Source organism: Alteromonas sp. 009811495, assembly GCF_028865455.1.
Classification (GTDB): domain Bacteria; phylum Pseudomonadota; class Gammaproteobacteria; order Enterobacterales; family Alteromonadaceae; genus Alteromonas.
On the sequence record NZ_CP113972.1, the window covers coordinates 2,869,874 to 2,892,683 of the forward strand.

The 22,810-nt window shown below is 44.7% G+C and carries 20 protein-coding genes; 5 read left to right on the forward strand and 15 right to left on the reverse strand.

Annotated elements, in window-relative coordinates; all coding sequences use genetic code 11:
* Window positions 1-40 precede the first annotated feature (40 nt).
* From nrdR to lpxD, 3 genes are all read right to left on the reverse strand, one after another.
* Complete coding sequence (nrdR, locus tag OZ660_RS13110; RefSeq protein ID WP_159626967.1) at window positions 41-490, reverse strand: transcriptional regulator NrdR; 450 nt, start codon at window positions 488-490, stop codon at window positions 41-43.
* 87 nt (window positions 491-577) lie between these two features.
* Window positions 578-1,834 (reverse strand): serine hydroxymethyltransferase, encoded by a 1,257-nt coding sequence (gene glyA, locus OZ660_RS13115; protein ID WP_274741204.1) that lies wholly within the window; start codon window positions 1,832-1,834, stop codon window positions 578-580.
* Window positions 1,835-2,048: 214 nt separating this feature from the next.
* Window positions 2,049-3,077, reverse strand: a complete 1,029-nt coding sequence (gene lpxD / locus OZ660_RS13120) for a UDP-3-O-(3-hydroxymyristoyl)glucosamine N-acyltransferase (protein WP_226434239.1) — start codon at window positions 3,075-3,077, stop codon at window positions 2,049-2,051.
* Window positions 3,078-3,415: 338 nt separating this feature from the next.
* Here lpxD and ettA point away from each other — a divergent pair, with 338 nt between their 5' ends.
* Together ettA and OZ660_RS13130 are read left to right on the forward strand one after the other, a co-directional pair.
* Window positions 3,416-5,083: an energy-dependent translational throttle protein EttA gene (gene ettA / locus OZ660_RS13125; RefSeq protein ID WP_202261977.1), complete on the forward strand. Its 1,668-nt coding sequence runs from the start codon at window positions 3,416-3,418 to the stop codon at window positions 5,081-5,083.
* Window positions 5,084-5,205: 122 nt separating this feature from the next.
* Window positions 5,206-5,613 carry a PilZ domain-containing protein gene (locus OZ660_RS13130; RefSeq protein WP_159626971.1) on the forward strand — a complete coding sequence of 136 codons (408 nt, stop codon included), beginning with the start codon at window positions 5,206-5,208 and terminating at the stop codon, window positions 5,611-5,613.
* Window positions 5,614-5,642: 29 nt separating this feature from the next.
* Here the strand turns inward: OZ660_RS13130 and radA are convergent, their stop codons facing one another.
* Window positions 5,643-7,010 carry a DNA repair protein RadA gene (radA, locus tag OZ660_RS13135; protein ID WP_159626972.1) on the reverse strand — a complete coding sequence of 456 codons (1,368 nt, stop codon included), beginning with the start codon at window positions 7,008-7,010 and terminating at the stop codon, window positions 5,643-5,645.
* 258 nt (window positions 7,011-7,268) lie between these two features.
* On the opposite strand from radA, the gene OZ660_RS13140 reads away from it, so the two are divergent.
* Window positions 7,269-9,797, forward strand: a complete 2,529-nt coding sequence (locus OZ660_RS13140) for a PilZ domain-containing protein (protein ID WP_274741205.1) — start codon at window positions 7,269-7,271, stop codon at window positions 9,795-9,797.
* 67 nt (window positions 9,798-9,864) lie between these two features.
* Here the strand turns inward: OZ660_RS13140 and serB are convergent, their stop codons facing one another.
* Complete coding sequence (gene serB / locus OZ660_RS13145; RefSeq protein WP_274741206.1) at window positions 9,865-10,857, reverse strand: phosphoserine phosphatase SerB; 993 nt, start codon at window positions 10,855-10,857, stop codon at window positions 9,865-9,867.
* Between the two features lie 135 nt (window positions 10,858-10,992).
* Between serB and OZ660_RS13150 the strand changes: the two genes are divergently transcribed.
* The gene (locus OZ660_RS13150; protein WP_274741207.1) at window positions 10,993-11,679 is read left to right on the forward strand and encodes a hypothetical protein; all 687 of its coding nucleotides are present in this window, start codon (window positions 10,993-10,995) and stop codon (window positions 11,677-11,679) included.
* A 62-nt stretch (window positions 11,680-11,741) separates the two neighbouring features.
* Here the strand turns inward: OZ660_RS13150 and OZ660_RS13155 are convergent, their stop codons facing one another.
* The 10 genes from OZ660_RS13155 to rpoE all read right to left on the reverse strand — a co-directional run bounded on the left by OZ660_RS13155 (window position 11,742) and on the right by rpoE (window position 20,897).
* Entirely contained in the window at window positions 11,742-12,572 is an 831-nt protein-coding gene (locus OZ660_RS13155; RefSeq protein WP_274741208.1) for a TatD family hydrolase, read from the reverse strand.
* Between the two features lie 27 nt (window positions 12,573-12,599).
* The gene (gene pdxH, locus OZ660_RS13160; protein ID WP_274741209.1) at window positions 12,600-13,238 is read right to left on the reverse strand and encodes a pyridoxamine 5'-phosphate oxidase; all 639 of its coding nucleotides are present in this window, start codon (window positions 13,236-13,238) and stop codon (window positions 12,600-12,602) included.
* Between the two features lie 110 nt (window positions 13,239-13,348).
* The gene (era, locus tag OZ660_RS13165; protein ID WP_446698934.1) at window positions 13,349-14,293 is read right to left on the reverse strand and encodes a GTPase Era; all 945 of its coding nucleotides are present in this window, start codon (window positions 14,291-14,293) and stop codon (window positions 13,349-13,351) included.
* Window positions 14,280-14,966, reverse strand: a complete 687-nt coding sequence (gene rnc, locus OZ660_RS13170) for a ribonuclease III (RefSeq protein WP_274741210.1) — start codon at window positions 14,964-14,966, stop codon at window positions 14,280-14,282. Before rnc ends, era begins: the two co-directional genes overlap by 14 nt.
* On the reverse strand, window positions 14,966-15,868 hold the full coding sequence (gene lepB / locus OZ660_RS13175; RefSeq protein WP_159626977.1) for a signal peptidase I: 903 nt from the start codon (window positions 15,866-15,868) through the stop codon (window positions 14,966-14,968). The genes rnc and lepB overlap by 1 nt, the downstream gene beginning before the upstream one ends.
* On the reverse strand, window positions 15,868-17,664 hold the full coding sequence (gene lepA, locus OZ660_RS13180; RefSeq protein ID WP_226433523.1) for a translation elongation factor 4: 1,797 nt from the start codon (window positions 17,662-17,664) through the stop codon (window positions 15,868-15,870). Before lepA ends, lepB begins: the two co-directional genes overlap by 1 nt.
* 229 nt (window positions 17,665-17,893) lie before the next feature.
* Window positions 17,894-18,340, reverse strand: a complete 447-nt coding sequence (locus tag OZ660_RS13185) for a SoxR reducing system RseC family protein (RefSeq protein ID WP_226433524.1) — start codon at window positions 18,338-18,340, stop codon at window positions 17,894-17,896.
* A gap of 20 nt (window positions 18,341-18,360) precedes the next feature.
* The gene (locus tag OZ660_RS13190; RefSeq protein ID WP_274741211.1) at window positions 18,361-19,479 is read right to left on the reverse strand and encodes a MucB/RseB C-terminal domain-containing protein; all 1,119 of its coding nucleotides are present in this window, start codon (window positions 19,477-19,479) and stop codon (window positions 18,361-18,363) included.
* A gap of 156 nt (window positions 19,480-19,635) precedes the next feature.
* On the reverse strand, window positions 19,636-20,220 hold the full coding sequence (locus OZ660_RS13195; RefSeq protein ID WP_274741212.1) for a sigma-E factor negative regulatory protein: 585 nt from the start codon (window positions 20,218-20,220) through the stop codon (window positions 19,636-19,638).
* 98 nt (window positions 20,221-20,318) lie between these two features.
* A complete protein-coding gene (gene rpoE, locus OZ660_RS13200; RefSeq protein WP_159626982.1) occupies window positions 20,319-20,897 on the reverse strand; it encodes an RNA polymerase sigma factor RpoE in 579 nt (192 codons plus the stop codon).
* Between the two features lie 197 nt (window positions 20,898-21,094).
* Between rpoE and nadB the strand changes: the two genes are divergently transcribed.
* A complete protein-coding gene (nadB, locus tag OZ660_RS13205; RefSeq protein WP_274741213.1) occupies window positions 21,095-22,789 on the forward strand; it encodes an L-aspartate oxidase in 1,695 nt (564 codons plus the stop codon).
* Window positions 22,790-22,810 lie beyond the last annotated feature (21 nt).

Genomic DNA, 22,810 nt, shown 5'->3' on the forward strand with positions numbered 1-22,810 from the left:
GCGTGGTCCACAATTTATCCTGTGATAAGCGGGTTTCGCCTCAGTCGCCCAATCGTGCTATTTCTTCTCCAAACTCTCTAATATCTTCGAAGGAGCGGTAGACCGATGCAAAGCGTACATAAGCAACTTTATCTAGCTCTTTAAGTGCTTTCATTATTAAGTTACCCAGCAGCTCACTTTCTACTTCTCGCTCACCTGTAGCGCGAAGCTCAGACTTAAGCGATAAAATACATTGCTCTACTTTTTCGGTACTGACGGGACGTTTTTCTAGCGCACGTTGTAGCCCAGCACGCAATTTATCTTCGTTAAACGGCTCTCTAGAGCCATCGCGCTTGATTACGCGAGGCATAACCAATTCTGCGCTTTCAAATGTGGTAAAGCGTTCATGGCAAACGATGCATTCGCGACGTCTGCGCACTTGATGCCCTTCCGCTACAAGGCGAGAATCAATCACTTTGGTTTCTTGCGCGGAGCAGAAAGGGCAAAACATAAAATATCCTTAACAATTGCGTACTTAGGTTCTCATCAGAGTTATCTCTGCATTACTACCAAAGTACGCAATAAAAGACAAACCTATTTACTTATAAACAGGGAATTGCGCGCAAAGCGCTACAACTTCGTCTTGCACACGCTTGATAACAGACTCATCGCCCATGTTGTCAAGAATGTCACAGATCCAGCTTGCAACTTGCTTCGCTTCTTCTTCTTTAAAGCCACGACGAGTAATTGCTGGACTACCGATACGCAGACCACTGGTTACAAACGGTGAACGCGGATCATTTGGTACCGAGTTTTTATTAACCGTGATGTTTGCTGCACCTAATGCTGCATCAGCATCTTTACCTGTAATGTCTTTGTCAATGAGGTCAAGAAGGAACAAATGGTTGTCAGTACCACCAGAAACAATCTTGTAACCACGCTCAATCATTACTGCAACCATGGCTTTCGCATTTGCAACAACCTGCTGCTGATACGCTTTGAACTCTGGCTGAAGTGCTTCTTTGAACGCCACCGCTTTAGCCGCAATAACGTGGCAAAGTGGTCCGCCTTGGTTGCCTGGAAATACCGAGCTATTTAGCTTTTTGTAGATAGTCTCATCACCACAAGCAGAAAGGATCAAGCCACTGCGAGGACCTGCAAGGGTTTTATGGGTCGTCGTTGTCACTACATGCGCGTGAGGAAGCGGGTTAGGGTAAACACCAGCTGCAACTAGTCCAGCAACGTGGGCCATGTCAACTAATAGGAACGCGCCAACGCTGTCAGCAATCTCACGGAACTTAGCCCAATCTACAACGCCAGAATACGCAGAGAAACCACCAATAATCATTTTCGGTTTGTGCTCTTTCGCAAGCGCTTCTACTTGAGCGTAATCAATTTCACCCGTTTCTTTGTTTAGACCGTACTGAACCGCATTGTAGGTTTTACCAGAGAAGTTTACGTGAGAGCCGTGAGTAAGGTGGCCACCTTCAGATAAGCTCATACCTAATACAGTATCGCCAGCATCTAGCAATGCCATAAATACGGCAGAGTTAGCTTGAGAACCTGCGTGTGGCTGAACATTTGCGTATTCCGCACCGAAAAGTTCTTTCGCACGATCGATGGCTAACTGCTCAACAACGTCAACGTGCTCACAACCACCGTAGTAGCGCTTGCCCGGGTAACCTTCTGCATACTTATTAGTAAGTTGTGAACCCTGCGCTTCCATCACGCGTGGGCTACAGTAGTTTTCAGAGGCAATTAGCTCAATATGATGTTCTTGACGCTCAACCTCTTTTGCCATTGCATCGGCTAATTCTGGGTCAAAGTCAGCTATGTTCATTTCGCGAGAAAACATGGGGGCTCCTTAACTGCGGTTTTAATGTGGCGTAAAATAATACCAATCTGCATAAGTGACTGCGGTATTGCCAATAGCCTATGCAGGTTAGTATCTGCGCCGATAGCTCAATTTGAGGCCATATTCTAGTCATTTTCAGCCCCGTGTATACCGCTTTATTACGAAATTAATACAAATGGCGTAGGTTTAACGATATACCTACGCCGATAATTAATTAGCGCTGTTTTTCGAGCATTTTAACGCGGTCAAAAAGGCTTCCAATTTTCTGCAGGCGAACTGTATTTTTTCGCCATTCACGATTAGTTTGCGCAGGTTGTCCTGAAGAATAAACGCCCGGCTCAGTGATATCTTGAACAATCATGGTATAGCCAGTGACCTGTACGTTGTCACAAATACTAATGTGTCCATTAATACCTACACCACCGCCAATGATGACGTGTTTACCGATATGGCAACTACCTGCAATTCCAGTAGCACCGCATATGCAAGAGTGATCCCCTATTATGCAATTGTGACCAATCTGGACTTGGTTATCGATTATGACGTTGGTGCCAAGAATTGTGTCTTCCATAGCACCTCTATCAATACTGCTACTTGCACCAATTTGGCTGTCATCACCAATGCGGACTGACCCTGTTTGAGGGATAGGTAGCCACACTCCTTTATCATTTGCGTAACCAAAACCAGCGGCGCCAATCACCGTTTGGCTATGGACAGTAACCCGCTTGCCTATAACCACATCGTGATAAATAGTCACATTTGGATGAATAACTGACGCTTCCCCGATGTGCGTGCCTTTGCGAATAACCGAGTTAGCACCAATGGTTACGCGATCACCCAGTACAACATTATCTTCAATGATGACATTGTGTCCCAGTGACACATCACTACCTATACGCGCTGACGGCGCAATGACTGCTGATTCTGAAATTCCGTTTGCTACAACAGGTGTGGTATCAAAAAGCTGAGCTATGCGAGCAAAAGCCGCGTGAGGATTAGCAACAACTAACGCTGGTACCGGACTATCATCTTTTAAACTTTCGTGAAGAATAACAGCCCCTGCTTTGGTATCTTTTAATTGCGGCTTATATTTAGGGTTGGTAAGAAAAGAAATCTGATGTTCAGCAGACCCAGCAAGGGTGCCAACCGCAGAGATGACAACACTGCCCTCTCCCTGAACTGCACCGCCAACGTGATTAGCGAGTTCTTCCAAACTATATGTGCGTTTATTCATAGCAGTCATGCGATGTACCTGTTCGGATGTTTAATTACTATATGGCGCATATCCTATTGCCTTACAATGCAATAGTGGCAAACATGCACTAACTTTATTGTTGACTAAGTTTACATTAAATCGCCACACGCTTTGATGTTTTAATCGCACATTTCTCGGTAAGTGCTCAAAATTACAGCAAGAACAGGAGTAAATGACGATAGCCTCTGGCACAATCTATCCTGTTACGAGTAGAATACGACACCATCTATTTCAGTTTGTATACGCTCTAATCAAGTCGTTTTGTAATGGGTGTTATCAAATTTGACTAATTCTTTTGTTTTACCGCTTTCTAGCGAGGATCGAGCATGGCTCAATACGTATACAGTATGCATCGCGTGGGCAAAATTGTTCCACCGAATAGACACATTTTAAAAAATATCTCTCTTAGTTTTTTCCCCGGCGCAAAAATTGGTGTGCTCGGTCTGAATGGTGCTGGTAAGTCGACACTACTGCGCATTATGGCGGGTATTGACACAGACATCGAAGGTGAAGCCCGTCCTCAACCAGGTCTTAAAGTGGGTTATCTACCCCAGGAACCCCAATTAGACGAATCAAAAGACGTTCGAGGCAACATTGAAGAAGCCGTTGCTGATGTTAAACATGCGCTGACTCGTCTTGACGAAGTGTATGCAGCATATGCAGACCCAGATGCCGATTTTGACGCGCTGGCAAAAGAGCAAGGCGAGCTAGAAGCAATTATCCAGTCGAAAGATGGTCACAACCTAGACAATGCATTAGAGCGCGCAGCAGATGCACTTCGTCTACCGCCTTGGGACGCTGATGTAAGCAAATTATCAGGGGGTGAACGCCGTCGTGTTGCGCTGTGTAGACTATTACTTGAAAAGCCTGAAATGCTGCTGCTAGACGAACCCACTAACCACTTAGATGCAGAATCAGTGGCATGGTTAGAGCGTTTCCTACACGACTACGAGGGTACCGTAGTCGCGATTACCCACGATAGATACTTCTTAGATAACGTTGCAGGCTGGATATTAGAACTTGACCGTGGTGAAGGTATTCCATGGGAAGGCAATTATTCATCATGGCTAGAGCAAAAAGAAAACCGCTTGCAACAGGAAGAGCGTGCAGAAACAGCCCGCATGAAGAGCATGAAGCAAGAGCTTGAATGGGTACGTTCAAACCCGAAAGGCCGTCATGCAAAAAGCAAAGCCCGTATGGCGCGCTTTGAAGAGCTGTCGACTAGCGATTATCAAAAGCGTAATGAAACAAATGAGCTTTTCATTCCACCAGGCGAGCGCCTAGGTGACAAAGTTATCGAAGTCACTAACCTTAAGAAATCTTATGGTGATCGCGTACTTATTGACGACCTTTCATTCAAAGTACCTAAAGGTGCGATTGTCGGTATTGTTGGTCCTAACGGCGCAGGTAAGTCAACACTGTTTAGAATGCTAACCGGTGCTGAGCAACCAGACTCGGGTAACATCGATTTAGGTGAAACGGTGCACATTGCTGCGGTAGAACAGTTCCGCGACCACATGAACGAAAACAACACCGTTTGGAAAGAGATTTCTGACGACCAAGACATTATCCGAATCGGTAACTTTGAAATAAACAGCCGTGCATATTGTAGCCGTTTTAACTTTAAAGGTACTGACCAACAGAAGTTCATTAAAGACCTATCCGGTGGTGAGCGAAACCGTGTTCACCTTGCCAAGCTATTGAAAGCGGGCGGCAACGTATTGCTACTGGATGAGCCAACTAACGACTTGGACGTTGAAACATTACGAGCACTTGAAAATGCGCTATTGGAATTCCCAGGCTGCGCAATGGTTATCTCGCACGACCGCTGGTTCCTTGACCGTGTGGCAACACACATTATGGATTACCGTGACGAAGGTAATATTAATTTCTTTGAAGGCAACTACTCAGATTATGAGAGCTGGTTGAAGCAAGAGTTTGGACAAGATGTGGTTGAGCCACATCGTCTTAAATACAAGCGAATGGCCAAATAACGCGATAGTCGAACACTGTCCACATGTGTTGCCAAAAGCCCTCATTATCGAGGGCTTTTTTATTGCCATGCGCCCTGAATTGTCCAATACTGAGCATAAGAACAGGCAGAAGGTAGTGTGGCATGACAGATAAGCGCCAGTTTCAGCGAGTATCATTAAACGTAAATGGGATACTGTCTCATAGTAATACCGATATAGAGGTAATGGTCAGTGACGTATCACTACAAGGAATAAAGCTTCAAGCTATGGAATCAGCGCTTGCTCATCTGCCTTTTGACAGTCATGAGCCTTACATTGCGAAGTTTCAAGCTAACGATGACAGCCCACTGATTACCTTGTACATCTCACAGCTCTATCGACATTCTGATAGCCGCAAAGATATGGTTTCACTGGGTTGCAAGGTTGAACGAATGGACGTAGACAGTGTAAGTGCGCTTCGCAGATTAATAGCACTAAATAGCGCAGATATGGATATTGAGGAAAAAGACTTAAATGCACTGGTTAATGCGGTTTACCAAGTACCTCGATAAACCACATCATAGTGTTACCAGTTAACGCTCTACTCGAGAGCGTCAAGTGCTTCTGATAAACGCGCAACAGGCACAATTTTCATTCCATTGATAGGCTGTTTTGGCGCATTGGCTTTAGGTACGATTGCGCGCTTAAAACCGTGTTTGGCAGCTTCTATTATACGCTCGGTCCCGTTTGGCACTGGCCGTATTTCACCTGCCAAACCAACCTCTCCAAATACAATCAAATCACGGGGCAACGCGCGATTTCGAAAACTTGAAATCATGGCTAGCAACAACGCTAAGTCTGCACTTGTCTCAGAAACTCTTACGCCCCCAACGACATTTACAAATACATCTTGGTCATTCATTTGCACATTGCCATGACGATGCAAGACTGCCAAAAGCATCGACAAACGATTTTGATCTAGCCCCACTGCAATTCGTCTAGGATTCGACATTTGGGAATAATCAACCAGCGCTTGAATTTCAACAAGTAGCGGTCGCGTCCCCTCCCAGATAACCATCACACTTGACCCTGGCGTTTCATTCTCACCGCGACTGAGAAAAATAGCCGAAGGATTGCTAACCTCCTTTAATCCTTTCTCTGTCATAGCAAAAACGCCCAATTCATTTACCGCGCCAAATCGGTTTTTGTGACTGCGCAATGTACGATAACGCCCGTCACTTTCTCCCTCTAGCATCATTGAACTATCAATACAGTGCTCGAGCACTTTAGGGCCCGCTAGATTGCCATCTTTAGTGACATGACCCACGATAAACATGGCAATGTGATTTTGCTTAGCAAAGCGCGTCAAATACGCAGCACTCTCTCTTACTTGAGAAACACTGCCAGGTGCCGACTGTACGTCGGAGACATGCATCACCTGAATGGAGTCAATAACCATAATTTTAGGCTTTTGGGTAAGCGCCAAATCACAAATGGTCTCGACATTGGTTTCAGCGAGCATCATTAATTTGTCATCAGGTAGGTTCAGGCGCTTCGCGCGCATTGCAACTTGCTGCAACGACTCTTCACCAGTGACATAAAGTGCCTTTTCTACTTTTGCCATCTGACACATGACTTGTAAGAGCAGTGTACTTTTCCCTGCCCCCGGCGAGCCGCCTATCAACATTGCAGCGCCAGGCACAATACCACCGCCAAGTACTCTATCGAGTTCTTTAAATGTTGAGCTAAATCGAGGCAATGACTCAAGGTCGATGGCATTCAAAGTCTCAATTTTTGCCGCAGTTTGCCCAGCATAACCGGACGTCGATTGACGCGTAGATGCTTTGGCACTGGCTACAACAAACTCACTTATTGTATTCCATGCTTTACATTCTGAGCACTGCCCCTGCCAGCGTGGAAACTCTGCGCCACAGTCGGAACATACATAAGCGGTTTTACGTTTTGCCATATTGCTATTTTATCCGTCACATAAAAGGAGTATTCTATCACCAACATCAACAATATAAGTACACCCCGCCAGACCTTTTTACACGGTAGAGGATCGTTAACTGTCTACACGACATATCATGCCAACAATTAGGCTACATTGTTACAGACAGCCGTGGATTTCAGGGACAACAAGGTCTAAAGGCTTCATATTAATGAGTTTGGCTGAATTGCCGATAACAACTAAAATAATGATACTTAAAGACAAAGTTGCGCATTCATGAGTCAAGATTTAAAGCAATATGCTGACATAATAGACCAGCTAAAGCCCATGGTTAATGAACCTGAGTTCAACCAAGTATTGCTTCAGATCGCGTCTGACGTTCCCAAAGAAAAACGCTTTCTTATCAAGATGGAAGTAAAGCGCTTGGCAAAGCCTTGCTTGCGCACTATCGATTTACGCGGCCACGTTGACGGCAAGTGTAACAAGTATGTTCATGAAGGCCGTACTCACTACATGGATGAGATAGCGGTTGATAAGTTTGAAGAGCAATTGCGCGTTTTCGGAAGGTATACCTATGGCGTATACGAAGCCGTCCAAAATACCGAAAACAACTTCCGTTTGATGCGTGAGAAAGAGTTAGCGCAAGAACGCGCAGACAAAGAGAGCCCGCAAATAAAGAAGCGCTCAGCGGTGTTAGAACAATTCAAGGTTCCCACTGTTAACTTATTAGATTACCAACAGCGTAACGCCGAAAGGATGAACTTTGCTGTCGCGGTAGAAATTTTCGATAAATCAGGGCAATCGGTCAGAGGATTAAGCGTCGACATTTCACTGAAAGGTCTTCAGGTCAAACTTTCTAAAGACACCTTTTTTCGCCAAGACGAAACACTCTTTATTTACTTTAGAGGGCTAGAAAGTGAATTTGCGTTAGACAAAAAAAATGGCATTGCTTATAAACTTGTAAAAGTTAGCACAAAGAATGACGTCAATTACTTAGCGCTGCAACGGGATGATGATTATCCAAATGCCGCTTTTGACAAATTTCTCGATAACTTTATTACCGGCAACAAACGCCGCTATAAAGTGAATATGACCAATACCTTAGACGCCATAAAAAGTAAAATTTGCGAACAGTACTTTTCTCCTCGTAGCCCAACGCTCCCCGTTTTTATTGATGTGATTAACGGTACCATGGTACCGCGCTATGCAATGATGAACGAAGTGAATAGGGAAACCATTCATTATTGGCAAGATGAAGAAGACGTCTGCCGATTAAATTTTTTGCTAACGCAAGAGCGGCTAACGCGTCTAGTCAACAAGCCTGAAGATGTAAGAGAAATTTTTGTATTTAGCTTTACGCACCTACAAAATGATAAGGTCTATTTCTATTCAGCGTCTTACGAAGAGTTACTTCAAAAAGAAATTCTTGCAAAGGTGTTCTTAGGATTTGGCAGTAAAAAGGTAAGTTGGCGCGTGTTTAAGATTACACTGACCGAAATAACGCCTGAACAAGCTTACATACCCTTATCTATCCCAGATTCGGTAGGCAATAAAGTTAAAAAGTTAAACACCCCACCATCAGCAAGACTGATGTCAAAGCTAAAAAACTTACGTTACTTAGCGCACGTTACTGATGTTACATCTGTTACCGGGCAAGAAACATATAACGAATTTAAGTTTAATCGCGATAACTTAACGCACCTGCGCAATTTTGGTCATCCACGCAATCGGGCACCTTCAAATATTCAAATTATTCGCTTTAAATACGAAGAACAGCGGATAGAAAGTCGCTATCAGCTAAGAACGCAAATAGAGGCGCGATTTAATTCCGACGATATTGTGCACAAAGGGATAAGTGAAGATATCTCTGTTCACGGTTTAGGTCTTCGTATTGAATTAAGTAAAGAATACAAAGGCATACTTGATGGTCGAGTGGAAGTCGCGTTTCCACGGCTTCAGGAAATCACGAAAAATTTTGATGTTATGCACCTTCAATACGACATTGTGTATCACAATGTCGAAAGGAACATACTTCATTTAAAGGCAGTTGCCGGCGATGAGGGTAAAAGCGCACGTTTATTTTTTGAAGAGCTTATCAAGAAAAACAAGAGCAGCTTAAAGGTTGAGTCTGACGAAGAAGAAGTGCCGGGTATGGGGCAAGCATTGCGTTGTATTAATGCACGAAATGCCACCTCACTTTCATTTCTGATGAATAAAGAAGGCATTCGCTATACGCCTCAAGCTTGTATCATTGGCAAACAAGATGAACGCGTAACAACCTTGACTACCCAGTTTGCAGAAGAAGACAAAGTCAATTTGGAGTTCTTTTTCAGAGATAGAAAGCAGGAGTCGCCTTTCGTACAAAGTGGTATTAAAGCCGTTAAACTCGAAAATATGCCGCTAAGAGAAGAGTTATTCATCTCGTTTGACGTCTCGCAAAAAGACCCAAGAATGGCGATAATTCCGCGCTATTCGCATAAATTTGACGATAACGAACAGCGCAGAGCATTTATCAAAGAAGCGATGACGCGTGGTCAATTTATCGCTTTACATATAATGCTGACCACAACGGGTAAGCCAGACATGACGATGCTGCAAACCGAAATCAACTACGTCACTATGTACGCCATGCATCGTGCTCGTGACCTAGAAAAGCAGATGTGGAGTATTGCTGCATGTTCCCACCTTATCGATGTCACCGACGAGGTGTTAATACGCTATGGATTTAGTATTGAAGATGTTACGGCTAATAAAACGTTAAAGAGCGCATCACACGCCGCATCGTTATTTGCCGGTCAAGCATAGCTAACTAATTTGAAAACTCACCGCAAAAAAAGAGCGCCATTTGGCGCTCTTTTTTCGGTAATACAACTTAAGAGCCTAAGAAGTACAGCATACTGTGTAAACTGCCCACGCGGATTGCAACATCAGCCTTTTCGTTAACAAGTGGTTTTCCATGGCAGGCGACACCCAGTGCTGATTGCGCCATCATAACAAGATCATTTGCGCCATCTCCCATTGCCACAGTTTGACTACATGGAATTGACCATTCACGTGCCAACGTTTCTACGGTGCGCGCTTTGACATCCGCATTAACAATTTCCCCTACTACTTTACCTGTTAGATTGCCTTCACTGATTTCCAACGTATTAGATATTGCATAATCAAGTCCCAGTCTTTCTTTGAGGTAATCTGCGAAATAGGTAAAGCCTCCTGACGCAATGGCGAGTTTCCATTTATGTTGCTTGAGGGTTGATAACAACACTTGAATGCCAGGCATAAGGGGAATGCTGTCTCGAATTTGCGCGAGGTGAGCTACCGGCACATTTTCAAGACAAGCCACCCGGTGCACCAAGCTATCATTAAAGGCAATTTCTCCTCGCATGGCCTTAGCGGTAACTTCAGCAACCTGCTCCCCCACACCAGCCAGCTTTGCAATTTCATCAATACACTCTATCGCAATAACCGTGCTATCCATATCCATCACCAACAGACCTGGCGTATCAAGACGTGGTCGCTCTCCTTGGACACCTACATCAATGTTAAATGATGTACTGACCCCTGAGAGGGTTTTATTAAGGACTTCACGCTCAACACTCTCTAGGTTTCCCCTTACCTCTACGACGTCATCTCCAAACTGTTGATGCAGCGCATGAAATGCAATACTTACTGGCGTAAAACAGTGTGCTAAAGCCGATAATGCGCCTGCCAGTAAATGGCCTGTGAGGGCCTGACCTGCGATAGTTAAAGTGTGAGAAAACGCGACTTCAGAGTGTTGCTTTGAAACAAAGGAGGCTAACGCGCTAGCACTATGGCGAGCATCATCAGTTTGAGCACTTAACAGCGTGTCGATGGTAGATTGCACGGGGTATATCCGAAAATGATTGATGAACTAATGCTAACCAATTACCTCTTCTAATAAAATATCCTCTTTTAAATTATTTCGAGTTATCCTAGTGTTAGAAGTATTAAGCATTATCAATAAATAAAGGCGGCACTATTGGCAAACGCTAATCCACCAAAGTATGTGCAAGCTAACAACGACTCCCACTCGGTATATACCGCATTAAAGAGGTTGTTCCATACGCTTGTAGTGTGTGTTGTTATAGCACTTGTTGTCGCACTGGTTTTGTTGTTCCAGCAGTATCAGCAAGATTGGCTAACCGTGCAAACACGCTTCTCTGGTGAAAGTATTGCTAGACAATACGCAAAGCTATTAGAACCCTCACACTCAAGTAACGAAAGTGTTGATAATGAGGTTGCGCATGGCGCCATAACTAACACTTCTCAAACAGGTTTAACGCGCGCGCGTATCGAGAAAATTACTGCTGTATTGACACAAGAGCCACACATTGTAGGGGTCTCGGTTTTTGATAAAGATGGACGATATTTGGCTCCCCTACCAAAAATCGACAGCGTCGTCGCCATGAGTCAAACAGATGGCCTTACCCCCCTAACCTACGTCGAACCCGTTACCAACGAAAACGGTGTGCTTTTAGGGTATGTAAACATTCACATGAATACCCAAGCGGTGCTTGAGAGCCCGCTAACCTTGCGTTATCAGTTAACATTGATTGCATGTATCTTGGTTTTTCTTGCCTTGCTTTTGGGGATTTATGTCACCAGAGGGTTCTATAAGCTGCGTCCGTGGGTAATTGATACTATCGAGTCTAAACGGTTTAAGTAAATGAGATTTGCTGGGTAAATTAGATTGGCCAGTGTATAGGACATAACTGGCTAATCACTTCCCTAAACCCTTTCACCTAGAAAAACCCGCTGGTAATTCTTTGTCGTTTGTTTCTTTAATACCATAGCACTTACGCCTGTAATCGACGTAAGTGTATCGATTACATCTCCAATATAACGAGGTAAATTTGGCTGACCTTGGCGACCTTGCATCGGCATATCCGGCGAATCGGTTTCAAGTAATAACGAGTCTAGGTGGTGCTTGACGAGATAAACGACTGTGTCTCTCGTTTTCTTGGCGCGTTCGTACGTAATAGTGCCTCCTATACCCAAGCACAACCCACGGTCAATATAACGCTTAGCGACATCTATACTGCCTGAGAATGCATGTACAACACCACCATATTTAGGCTGCGTTTTCTTAAGGGCTTCAAACAATAAATGGTGGCTTTTTCGATGATGTAAAATAACGGGTAATGCAACGTCATTGGCAATAGTGAGTTGCGCATCCAGCACATTCTGCTGAAGAGGCATTGGCACTTGTATATGCCCATCTAAACCCGTTTCACCTATCGCTTTAACTGACGAATGCACAGTTTCACATGCATGTTCCAGCGCACTTATTAAATACGAGATAGGGTCGTCTCGGTCCACTGCAGCAACTTGCTCGGCGTGTTGAGAGTGTGACAAAAAATAGGGGTGGAGGCCTATTGCGGTATCGATGGGAACAACATGGCTGTACTGCTCACTTATCTTCTGAAGCACCTGCCATGACGCTACCGTCACGCCAGGAGCAAGGATCCGCTCTACTCCCGCAAGTGCTGCCCCTTTGATAACGTTATCTATGTCATCAGCCAGCGGGGCAAGATTAAGGTGACAATGACTATCTATCATGAAGCGCCCATTTAATCGCGGTTAGCGCTATGGCATCAGGCGCTGAGTGGTCCAAGTGTCGTCGGCCGCTCTATTATACTCAAACCGATCGTGTAGCCTGTCTTCTCCGCCCTGCCAAAACTCTATTTGATGTGGCACTATTCTGAAGCCTCCCCAAAAGTCTGGAACTGGAAGCTCTTTGTTAGCAAACTTATCTTTTAGCTGTTTGAACTGGGTAAGCAATAATTCGCGACTACTTATTGGCTTACTTTGTTTAGACGCATAAGCTGCAAGTTGACTGTCTTTAGGGCGAGAGAAAAAATAGCTAGCATTCTCAGACACTGACAGCTTTTCCACCGTGCCGCACACTCGAACTTGACGTTCCATAAAAAACCATGGGAAATGGCAAGAGACTTTAGGGTTTACAGCGAGCTCTTGTGCTTTTCGACTGCCCAAATTAGTAAAGAAGACGAATCCTTTTTCACTCACATCTTTGAGTAAAACAATACGCTGCGAAGGCTGCCCGGTTGCATCTACCGTTGCAACCGTCATCGCGGTGGGATCTGGAATGCCTGCGGCGATGGCGTCGTTAAGCCACTTATCAAATAAAAGAAAAGGATTAGAAGTTAAATCTGACTCACTCAAAGACCCTTTTGAGTACTGCCTGCGCATATCTGATATTGCCATATCACGCTCCCGCGTTATACCGATATTAATAATTTGAGATGATAACGAGAAGGGGCGATGCCAAGATCACTTGGCATCAGACTTACGGTTTATTGTATAGCGATATTCGTTTAGAAATTGCTGTCGTCACCGTAACCAAGAGAGCGCAGCGCGCGTTCGTCATCAGCCCACCCTTGCTTCACTTTAACCCACAACTCTAAGAAAACTTTGTTATCAAACAAGTTTTCCATATCTTTTCGCGCTTGTTCACCGATAGTTTTAAGGTGCTTGCCACCCTTACCAATGATCATGCGCTTTTGTGTTTCCCGCTCAACCAAAATAAGACCACTGATGCGATAAACACCATTTTCAGCCATCTTAAACTGCTCAATTTCAACTGTCGTTGAATAAGGTAATTCATCGCCTGTGAAACGCATGAGTTTTTCTCGAATAATCTCAGCAGCCATAAATCGACTTGAGCGGTCGGTTATATAGTCTTCAGGGAAGAAGAATTCACTTTTTGGTAGAGATTCAGCCACAAGATCGCGAATGCCATCGATCATTTTTCCTTGCTTGGCACTAACGGGAATAATGTGCTCAAAAGCGTGCTTTTCACCCAGCTTTTGAAGGTGCACCATAAAGGCTTCTTTGTCCTCTACTTTGTCCATCTTGTTGACAATAAGATAGCAAGGCAGATTTGACTGCTTCACCTTCGACAGTACCATTTCATCTTCGCTATTAAAGCGATCGCCTTCCACGACGAACAGCACAAGGCCCACTTCAGCCAAAGAGCTCGATGCTGCGCGGTTCATGTAACGGTTTATAGCACGTTTTTCGTCTTGGTGAAGTCCGGGCGTATCAACATAGATAGCTTGGTAATCACCGTCGGTATCAATTCCCAAAATGCGATGCCGCGTTGTTTGGGGTTTGCGCGAGGTAATACTGACCTTCTGACCAAGAAGTCGGTTGAGAAGTGTTGATTTACCCACATTTGGACGACCAACAATAGCCACTAGACCACAACGTGTTTGCACATCAGGCAATTCACCAGACTCGGTTTCATTATGCGTTGTCATCTAGCTTCTCCAAGGTTAAACGCGCAGCTTCTTGTTCTGCTTTACGACGGCTATTGCCAGACGCAACTACAGCGTCACTTAGGCTTTCTACTTTGCAGCTCACTTCAAATGTCTGCGCATGATCTTTACCCGAAATCGATAATACTTCATAGGTAGGTAATGCTTGTTTGCGACCTTGCAAGAATTCTTGTAGGCGTGTTTTGCTATCTTTGGGGTGCGCATTAGGGTCGAGCTTTACAATGCGCGACTCCCATAATCGGTCGATAACACCACGCACTTCGTCCATACCTGAATCTAAATATATAGCCCCTAGAATCGCTTCTACCGCATCGGCCAAAATTGAACTTCTTCTATGGCCTCCACTTTTAAGCTCACCAGGGCCTAGGTTGAGAAGTTCTCCAACGCTCGCCTCTTTCGCCAACTCTGCCAATGTTTCCCCTTTAACCAAGGTAGAACGCATACGCGTGAGTTTTCCTTCGGGAACCGCGGGAAAACGCTTAAAAAGCGTCTCCCCTACTATCATACCGAGTATAGCATCACCCAAAAACTCTAAGCGCTCGTTGTGCTGCTTTGCTGCGCTTCTATGGGTTAGCGCTTGTTCTAATAGCGCTTCATCGTTAAATGTGTAACCTATCGCTTTGTACAAACGACGATATTTATCAATACCTTGCATTAATGAATGCCACCTACACGCTCAAATCGAACTCCGGTTGGAACCCACGAAGGAAGGGCATCAGAAGGCTGTCGTTCAAATTCAAACGATATCCAAATAGCTACAGCTTTGCCCACTAGGTTTTCATCAGGTACGAATCCCCAGAAACGACTGTCTCGGCTATTATCACGGTTATCACCTAGCACAAAATATTGACCTTCTGGAACTATCCATTCGTTACTGCGCGTACCAGGTTGGGTGTAGAAGTTGACTGGTGATATTTCACGCACTGGATGACGTAATATATCGTGCTCTACTGTGCCCAAATCTTCGGTGTAACGCATCAGTTGCGCCATATCCTGTACAAACTCTCCGCGCTCCTGGAAATCAAGTGGCACCGCCTTTAACTTTGGACAGTTACTGCCAGTTTCACATTTGGGTTTAATGTAAACCTGCTTGTTTTGATACACCACTGTATCGCCGGGTAACCCGATAACACGCTTGATATAGTCTATCGAAGTGTCTTCTGGATATTTAAAAACAACAACATCACCGCGCTCAGGAACACCCGTTTCAATCATCTTGCTTCTGAATACTGGATCTTTAACCCCGTATGCGAACTTCTCTACCAAGATAAAATCGCCTACTAACAAAGTAGGCATCATTGAACCTGAAGGTATCTGAAACGGCTCGTATAAAAACGAACGCAGTACCAACACAAACGCAATTACAGGGAATATTTGCTGTGAGGTATCAACTAAATAAGGAAGCTGAGGATCTTCTCCGTACGCCGCACCCTCTGCGGTAGCCGCAGCCTGCAGACGCGCTTTGCGTTTAGGCGCAAACACTAGGCTGTCCACTAGCCAGATAAGCCCTGTCACTAAGGTTAGCGCTACCAAAATCAGGGAGAAGTAATTCGCCATTATTTACCTACCTTGAGTACTGCGAGGAATGCATCTTGTGGTAACTCAACATTACCCACCTGCTTCATTCGCTTCTTACCTTCTTTTTGTTTTTGAAGTAGTTTTTTCTTACGGCTAACGTCACCGCCGTAACATTTTGCAATTACGTTTTTACGCAACTGTTTAACCGTGCTTCGTGCAACAATGTGGTTGCCAATAGCTGCCTGAATTGCAATATCAAACATTTGACGAGGAATAAGCTCACGCAGCTTCTCAACGAGTTCACGACCTCGGCCTTGTGAGTTTTCTCTGTGGGTAATCACAGCTAATGCATCCACTCGCTCACCATTGATTAGAATATCAACCCTTACCATGTCTGAGGTTTGGAAACGTTTAAAGTTATAATCAAGTGATGCAAATCCACGACTGGTTGACTTCAATCTATCGAAGAAATCAAGCACTACTTCAGCCATTGGCAGCTCATAGGTTACTGCTACTTGCTTACCGTGGTATGTCATATTGGTTTGCATGCCACGCTTCTCAACACATAGCGTAATAACATTGCCCAAGTACTCTTGAGGAACAAGAATGTTCGCTTCAACCATAGGCTCGCGAATTTCGGCAATGTCGTTAACGGGTGGTAACTTAGCTGGGCTATCTACAGTAAGAATCTCGCCCTTGGTGGTTTCTACTTCGTAAATTACCGTAGGGGCTGTCGTGATAAGTCCGAGATCGTATTCGCGCTCTAAACGCTCTTGAATAATTTCCATATGAAGCATGCCAAGGAAACCAATACGGAATCCGAAGCCTAATGCTGCCGAGCTCTCTGGCTCATAGAAAAGAGACGCATCGTTTAAGCTTAGTTTAGCGAGTGCATCGCGAAAATCTTCGTAATCATCAGAACTTATTGGGAAAATACCCGCATATACCTGTGGCTTCACTTTTTTGAATCCAGGAAGCATTTCTTTTGCTGGCTCCCTTGCAAGGGTGATCGTGTCACCAACAGGCGCTCCTTGGATATCTTTGATACCAGCAATAATGAAGCCTACTTCACCTGCTCGTAGTACACCCGTTTCAAGAGGCTTAGGTGTAAACACACCAATTTTATCGACCTGGTGAGTTTGGCCATTCGACATAATTTGGATTTTGTCTTTTTTGGTCAACTGGCCTTCGACAATACGCACCAAAGATACAACACCTTGATAGTTGTCGAACCAAGAGTCGATGATGAGTGCTTTTAATGGTGCCTCTCTATCACCTTGCGGGGGTGGGATCTTGTTAACAATAACTTCTAATACGTCTTCAATACCAATGCCCGTTTTCGCAGAACAACGCACTGCGTCTAACGCATCAATACCAACAATATCTTCTATTTCTTCAGCAACGCGATCGGGCTCAGCTTGGGGCAAGTCAATTTTGTTAAGAATAGGAACAACTTCCATATCCATTTCGATGGCTGTGTAACAGTTCGCCAAGGTTTGTGCTTCAACCCCTTGCCCAGCATCAACAACCAACAATGCACCTTCGCAGGCCGCAAGAGAACGCGATACTTCATACGTAAAATCAACGTGTCCTGGCGTGTCAATGAAGTTTAACTGATAGGTTTCACCATCTCGTGCTTCATAGTTTAACGTAACGCTTTGCGCTTTAATGGTAATACCGCGCTCTTTTTCTAGGTCCATTGAATCGAGAACCTGCTCAGCCATTTCGCGATCGGAAAGCCCTCCACAGTGCTGAATTAGACGGTCAGAAAGCGTAGACTTACCGTGGTCAATGTGGGCGATAATACTGAAATTACGAATGTGCGACTGTTGCATAATGCTGGAAGTTACCTGCAGAAAAATTCATTAAACAAAATAAAGCTACGAGTTATACGCAGCGCGAGCGGATTTTACCCATTTCTTTAGCGAAAAGCGAATTCGCATGATGTAATTTTGGTGATATTTGCGATGTGTAGATTTACACGGGTATTGAAACTACCTCAGATGGTGATCTTTCGGCCCTATTTTTGTTTTGCAGCTTCAACGTCATTACCTTGCTAAAAAGTTAAGCGCTGATTTTCCCAAGCAATACTGCTTGATACTTGTTACTTTCAGTCTTATGAAGCCTTCTTGCGATAAACCGATACGCAAAAACAGTAACCATACCACTTGGCAACAAAGCCCAAAGTTCCTGCTCAAGACCAAGCGCTGCAAGCGAAAAAGACGACAACACAAAAGATGCCATAAACACTATCAGTGGCATCAGGTATAGCCATGCCGATGCACTTAATACACCTGCTTCAGGGATCCCAACACTGACTTGTTGACCCACATTCACAGGCATAGGAGAGCGTAATGTCAGTTGCTGTGTCTTCGGCGCTAATGCACGAGAGACGAGCCCCGTTCCACAATCACTTTGTGCCTGACAACTACTACAGGTTGACTTGATTGCCGCCTCGACAGTAACTAAATCGCCATCAACGGCAACAACAGTAGCAGTTTCTTTAATCATACAGCCTGTATTCTCTTAATTTAATTCACGGTCTTGGGGCCAAGTGACGTTGCAATAGCCTTGGCCGTTTGCAATGGAATTTCACCCACAATTGTCACTTGCGCCTTACCATCAGTTAACGTCAAAAAAGTACTCAATTCATTGCGCAATGCTAAATCACCGCCTAACGCGTCTTCCGCTGGTTGTACATAGACAGACACATCCACAAGACCGTCAGATAATAGTTTATATTCTACCACTTGACCTGTTAATGCCAATCGCCGTGTATCTTGCTTTATTTCTCTCATGCCAGCCGGCATATAGCCAATATCCCAACTGTGCTCACGGGTTTGACTAGTGCCCATTGCCATTGGTTTCGGTAATGAACTTGGGTTTATTCTCGAAAAATAATCAGACGGTTCAGGGTTGATAGCAAAGGCAGTCACCTGAATCTGCTCTAGCAAAGCGCCTTGCAAGTCGAGCATATTCAGTTTCAACAACATACCTGACTGTTCGTCTAACCAAAGCTGATAACCAAAACGCGTGTTGTCACGACTAACAATGCGTATTTGTTGAGCAGGTCGCCCAGCGACTCTTGCGCGACCAACGGGTACAAATTCATACGCTTCGAGAAGCTCTTCGGGGTGATAGACCAACGCACTCGGTATAGGGCCATTGATATGATTAGAGTGTAAACTGTAAGGTTGAACATCTGGCTCAAAAACGCTGACAACGTCGTTGATACGGATGAGCTCGCGACCTGGGCCGTTTTGCAAACTTAACTGCTCAACTTCGGTACCATCCTCCAAAATGCCATGGCGCCATAGATACGGAACGGTTTCTTTCCCAGCGATGGTCTGTACAAAGGTCACTTGAAAATTAGCAGACGAAATAACGCGCTGCAGCTGAGACAGCCATTGCACAGTACTGATTGGATTCGAAGAGGTAGTTCCATTCTCTCGTTGTGAAGGCATTTCTTGCGCCGAGGGCTGCTCATTATCTGAAGGCTCTGTTGACGTTGAAGACTGTGTATCAGCTGAGGGCTGTGCATGAGCTGAGGGCTCTTTACCCGCTTCAGGCTCTGCACTCGTCTGGGCGGCAGCATGCGATATAGAAAGACCTAGAATGACAATTGAAAAGAAAAGAGAAGTACGGCGCATTTTCCTTGCCTCAGAAACAGACAAACCAGCAGTAGATGCTGGTTTGCACTTTAAAAATAAACTACTCAGATGTAATTATGGCACAATTACACGTAAATGTAGATGCGTGACGCTAACCGCCCAACGCTGACGATAATCAACAGCGCTTGCAAACAGCTACTCTGGGCGCTCAGCCTCCGAGTCTTGTTTGTCACTGTCGCTGGCTTCCTCAGCTTGCTTCAATCTGATTTGTTGCTCGTGATCGGCTATCAGCGCATTGATTTTCCGTTTTGTCTCTAGCATTTCGTTCATATCGTTACGAGGAAGTGCGCGAGTTTGCTCAAGACTCACAGGAGATAAACCACCTTGAGGTCTTGTCGAAAACGTTTCAAAAGGTTCGCTTGGCGCAGGTTGGTTAAATTGCTGTACACCTAAAATAACGGCAACGGCAACAGAGGCTGCTACAGCGAACTGACCCGATTGCTTAGCAAATGGAACCACACTACCGAGCACGGGAATTGAGTGCCAGCGAGACGGTTTAGGTGCCACAATTGCGGGTTCATTCTCTAATGCAGCTGCAACACTTGCCGTAATATCTAATTGTGGGGCGACACTCGCTTCTTTTCTCATTGCACCGCGAATAACATGGTAACGTTGCCATTTGGCCTGAAGCGCTTCATCGTGCTTTATCGCATCGATAATTTCATTGCCTTCTATCTCACCATCCATGAATGCGGACAATTTTTCTTGCTGTTGCGTCATATATTCATATCCAGATCAATTTGATCGTTAACTACCCTAACACAGCTGTTAGTCATCGACGAAAAAAGAAAGTTCATCTTTTTTTTAATTTATTTCGATTAATTTTCTAACAGCGGCTGAATTACTTTATCAATGGCTTCTCGCGCTCTGAAAATACGAGAACGAACTGTCCCTACAGGGCACGACATCACACTCGCTATTTCTTCGTAGCTAAGCCCTTCTATTTCTCGAAGTGTAATTGCCATACGCAGATCATCGGGCAGTTTTTCTACCACTTTAAAAAGCGTTTCTTCTATTTCTTCGGATAAAAGGCTTCTCTCTGGCGTAGATTGCTCTTTAAGTGCATCGCTGCCTTCGTAGTAATCTGCTTCATCTGCATCCACGTCGCTTGCAGGCGGCTTACGCCCTTGTGATACAAGGTAGTTCTTTGCACTGTTTACCGCAATGCGATACAACCACGTATAAAAGGCACTATCGCCACGAAAATTAGGCAGTGCACGATAGGCTTTGATAAACGCCTCTTGTGTTACATCCGCCACATCGCCCGTGTTTTTTACATATCGAGAAACCAAATGCATAACTTTGTGTTGATAGCGAGTTACCAACAAATTGAACGCATTTTTATCGCCACGCTGTACTTTTTCGACCAATTGTTGGTCGGTTATCTGCTCGCTCATTCGAGCCGTTACTCCCTACTTCTACCACACCCTAGCTCTCATAAGCATGGATGTAGACGCGTTCTTTTATTAAAAGTTCTGTCTAAGCATTAAAAATTTTAAAAAATGCGTGTATCTACACCTAACACTTATTGTGTTTTGTCACTCATCCTTTAGACTTGCCGAACCTTTGCTCGTTTGAATTGATATAAAAATACATGAAATCTGTATCGTCTTCACTAACTTCCACATCAAATGCAATAGAACACCGTTGTGATGTATTGATAATTGGAAGTGGCGCAGCTGGACTTAGCCTTGCGTTGAAGCTCGCTGACCATTGTCAGGTCATCGTTTTAAGCAAAAGCGATAGAAACGAGGGTTCAACGCGTTATGCACAAGGTGGCATAGCGGCAGTATTTGATGAACAAGACTCCATTGATGCACACGTTAAAGATACACTTAAAGCCGGTGGTGGTTTATGTGATGAGCCCGCCGTGCGCTTTACCGCTGAGCGCGCAAAAGCATCACTAGAGTGGCTTATTAGCTACGGCGTGCCCTTTGATACGGAAAAAAGTGAAAATGGAGAGGAAAGGTTTCATTTAACGAGAGAAGGTGGACATAGCCACCGTCGCATTCTTCATGCCGCTGACGCTACAGGAGAAGCGCTACAAATCACGTTAAACGACGCAGTATCAACACATCCGAATATTCATATATTCGAACGCTACAATGCTATTGACCTTATTCCTTCAAAATCAAAAAAGAACCACTGTGTTGGGGCTTACGTTTGGAATAGACAACAAGAACATGTGGAGGTAATACGAGCACCGTTCATAGCGCTTGCAACCGGTGGGGGCAGCAAAGTTTATCAGTATACGTCTAACCCCGACGTTTCAAGCGGCGATGGCATTGCAATGGCTTGGCGGGCTGGCTGCAGAGTAGCCAATATGGAATTCAACCAGTTCCACCCCACTTGCTTATTCCACCCGCAGGCTCGAAACTTTCTAATTACAGAAGCGCTGCGTGGTGAAGGGGCTAATTTGTGCCATGCTGACGGCACACGCTTTATGCACAAGTTTGATGAACGCGGCGATTTGGCACCGCGTGATGTCGTGGCTCGCGCGATTGATTATGAAATGAAGCGTTTAGGCGCAGACTGTATGTATCTCGACATCAGTCACAAGCCAGCTGACTTCATTGTTAAACACTTTCCTAATATTTATCGAAAGTGCCGTTCACTCGGCATAGATATAACCCGCGAGCCTATTCCTGTGGTACCTGCAGCACACTACAGTTGTGGTGGCGTCATTACTGATTTTAACGCAAAAACGGATCTTGATAATGTCTACGCTGTCGGAGAGGTTGCTTATACAGGCCTTCATGGCGCCAATCGTATGGCATCAAATTCCTTGCTGGAATGTGTTGTTTTTGCAACCGCCGCCGCTGAACATATCATTAGTAATTTACCAAGCGCAGACTTCGAAGAAGCCATTGCGCCGTGGGATGAAAGTCAGGTTTCCAATTCTGATGAAGAAGTTATTATTCAGCATAATTGGCACGAACTGCGGTTATTTATGTGGGATTATGTTGGCATAGTGCGAACAGACAAACGACTAGAGCGCGCTATGCGCAGAATAAAGTTGTTAGAGCAAGAAATTGCAGAGTACTACGCGCATTTTCGAGTCAGCAACAATCTGTTGGAACTGAGAAATCTGGTTACCGTTGCAGAACTCATTGTACGCTGTGCAATGGAAAGAAAAGAGAGTCGTGGCCTACATTTTAACTTGGACCATCCCGAACAACTCGACGACCCGAAACCCACTATTCTGACACCGAAAAAGCAGTTATCCAGTGCCGACGTGGGTTCGCTTATCACTGAAGCAAGCTTTCGTGACGGAGAAGGTACAGAGTAATTAATCTAAGGTAAAAAAGGT

Excerpts from the sequence above, each read along its gene's own strand:
- nrdR (WP_159626967.1), bottom strand. The coding sequence starts at position 490 with ATGTTTTGCCCTTTCTGCTCCGCGCAAGAAACCAAAGTGATTGATTCT.
- glyA (WP_274741204.1), bottom strand. The coding sequence starts at position 1,834 with ATGTTTTCTCGCGAAATGAACATAGCTGACTTTGACCCAGAATTAGCC.
- lpxD (WP_226434239.1), bottom strand. The coding sequence starts at position 3,077 with ATGACTGCTATGAATAAACGCACATATAGTTTGGAAGAACTCGCTAAT.
- ettA (WP_202261977.1), top strand. The coding sequence starts at position 3,416 with ATGGCTCAATACGTATACAGTATGCATCGCGTGGGCAAAATTGTTCCA.
- OZ660_RS13130 (WP_159626971.1), top strand. The coding sequence starts at position 5,206 with ATGACAGATAAGCGCCAGTTTCAGCGAGTATCATTAAACGTAAATGGG.
- radA (WP_159626972.1), bottom strand. The coding sequence starts at position 7,010 with ATGGCAAAACGTAAAACCGCTTATGTATGTTCCGACTGTGGCGCAGAG.
- OZ660_RS13140 (WP_274741205.1), top strand. The coding sequence starts at position 7,269 with ATGAGTCAAGATTTAAAGCAATATGCTGACATAATAGACCAGCTAAAG.
- OZ660_RS13155 (WP_274741208.1), bottom strand. The coding sequence starts at position 12,572 with ATGATAGATAGTCATTGTCACCTTAATCTTGCCCCGCTGGCTGATGAC.
- pdxH (WP_274741209.1), bottom strand. The coding sequence starts at position 13,238 with ATGGCAATATCAGATATGCGCAGGCAGTACTCAAAAGGGTCTTTGAGT.
- era (WP_446698934.1), bottom strand. The coding sequence starts at position 14,293 with ATGACAACGCATAATGAAACCGAGTCTGGTGAATTGCCTGATGTGCAA.
- rnc (WP_274741210.1), bottom strand. The coding sequence starts at position 14,966 with ATGCAAGGTATTGATAAATATCGTCGTTTGTACAAAGCGATAGGTTAC.
- lepB (WP_159626977.1), bottom strand. The coding sequence starts at position 15,868 with ATGGCGAATTACTTCTCCCTGATTTTGGTAGCGCTAACCTTAGTGACA.
- lepA (WP_226433523.1), bottom strand. The coding sequence starts at position 17,664 with ATGCAACAGTCGCACATTCGTAATTTCAGTATTATCGCCCACATTGAC.
- OZ660_RS13185 (WP_226433524.1), bottom strand. The coding sequence starts at position 18,340 with ATGATTAAAGAAACTGCTACTGTTGTTGCCGTTGATGGCGATTTAGTT.
- OZ660_RS13190 (WP_274741211.1), bottom strand. The coding sequence starts at position 19,479 with ATGCGCCGTACTTCTCTTTTCTTTTCAATTGTCATTCTAGGTCTTTCT.
- OZ660_RS13195 (WP_274741212.1), bottom strand. The coding sequence starts at position 20,220 with ATGACGCAACAGCAAGAAAAATTGTCCGCATTCATGGATGGTGAGATA.
- rpoE (WP_159626982.1), bottom strand. The coding sequence starts at position 20,897 with ATGAGCGAGCAGATAACCGACCAACAATTGGTCGAAAAAGTACAGCGT.
- nadB (WP_274741213.1), top strand. The coding sequence starts at position 21,095 with ATGAAATCTGTATCGTCTTCACTAACTTCCACATCAAATGCAATAGAA.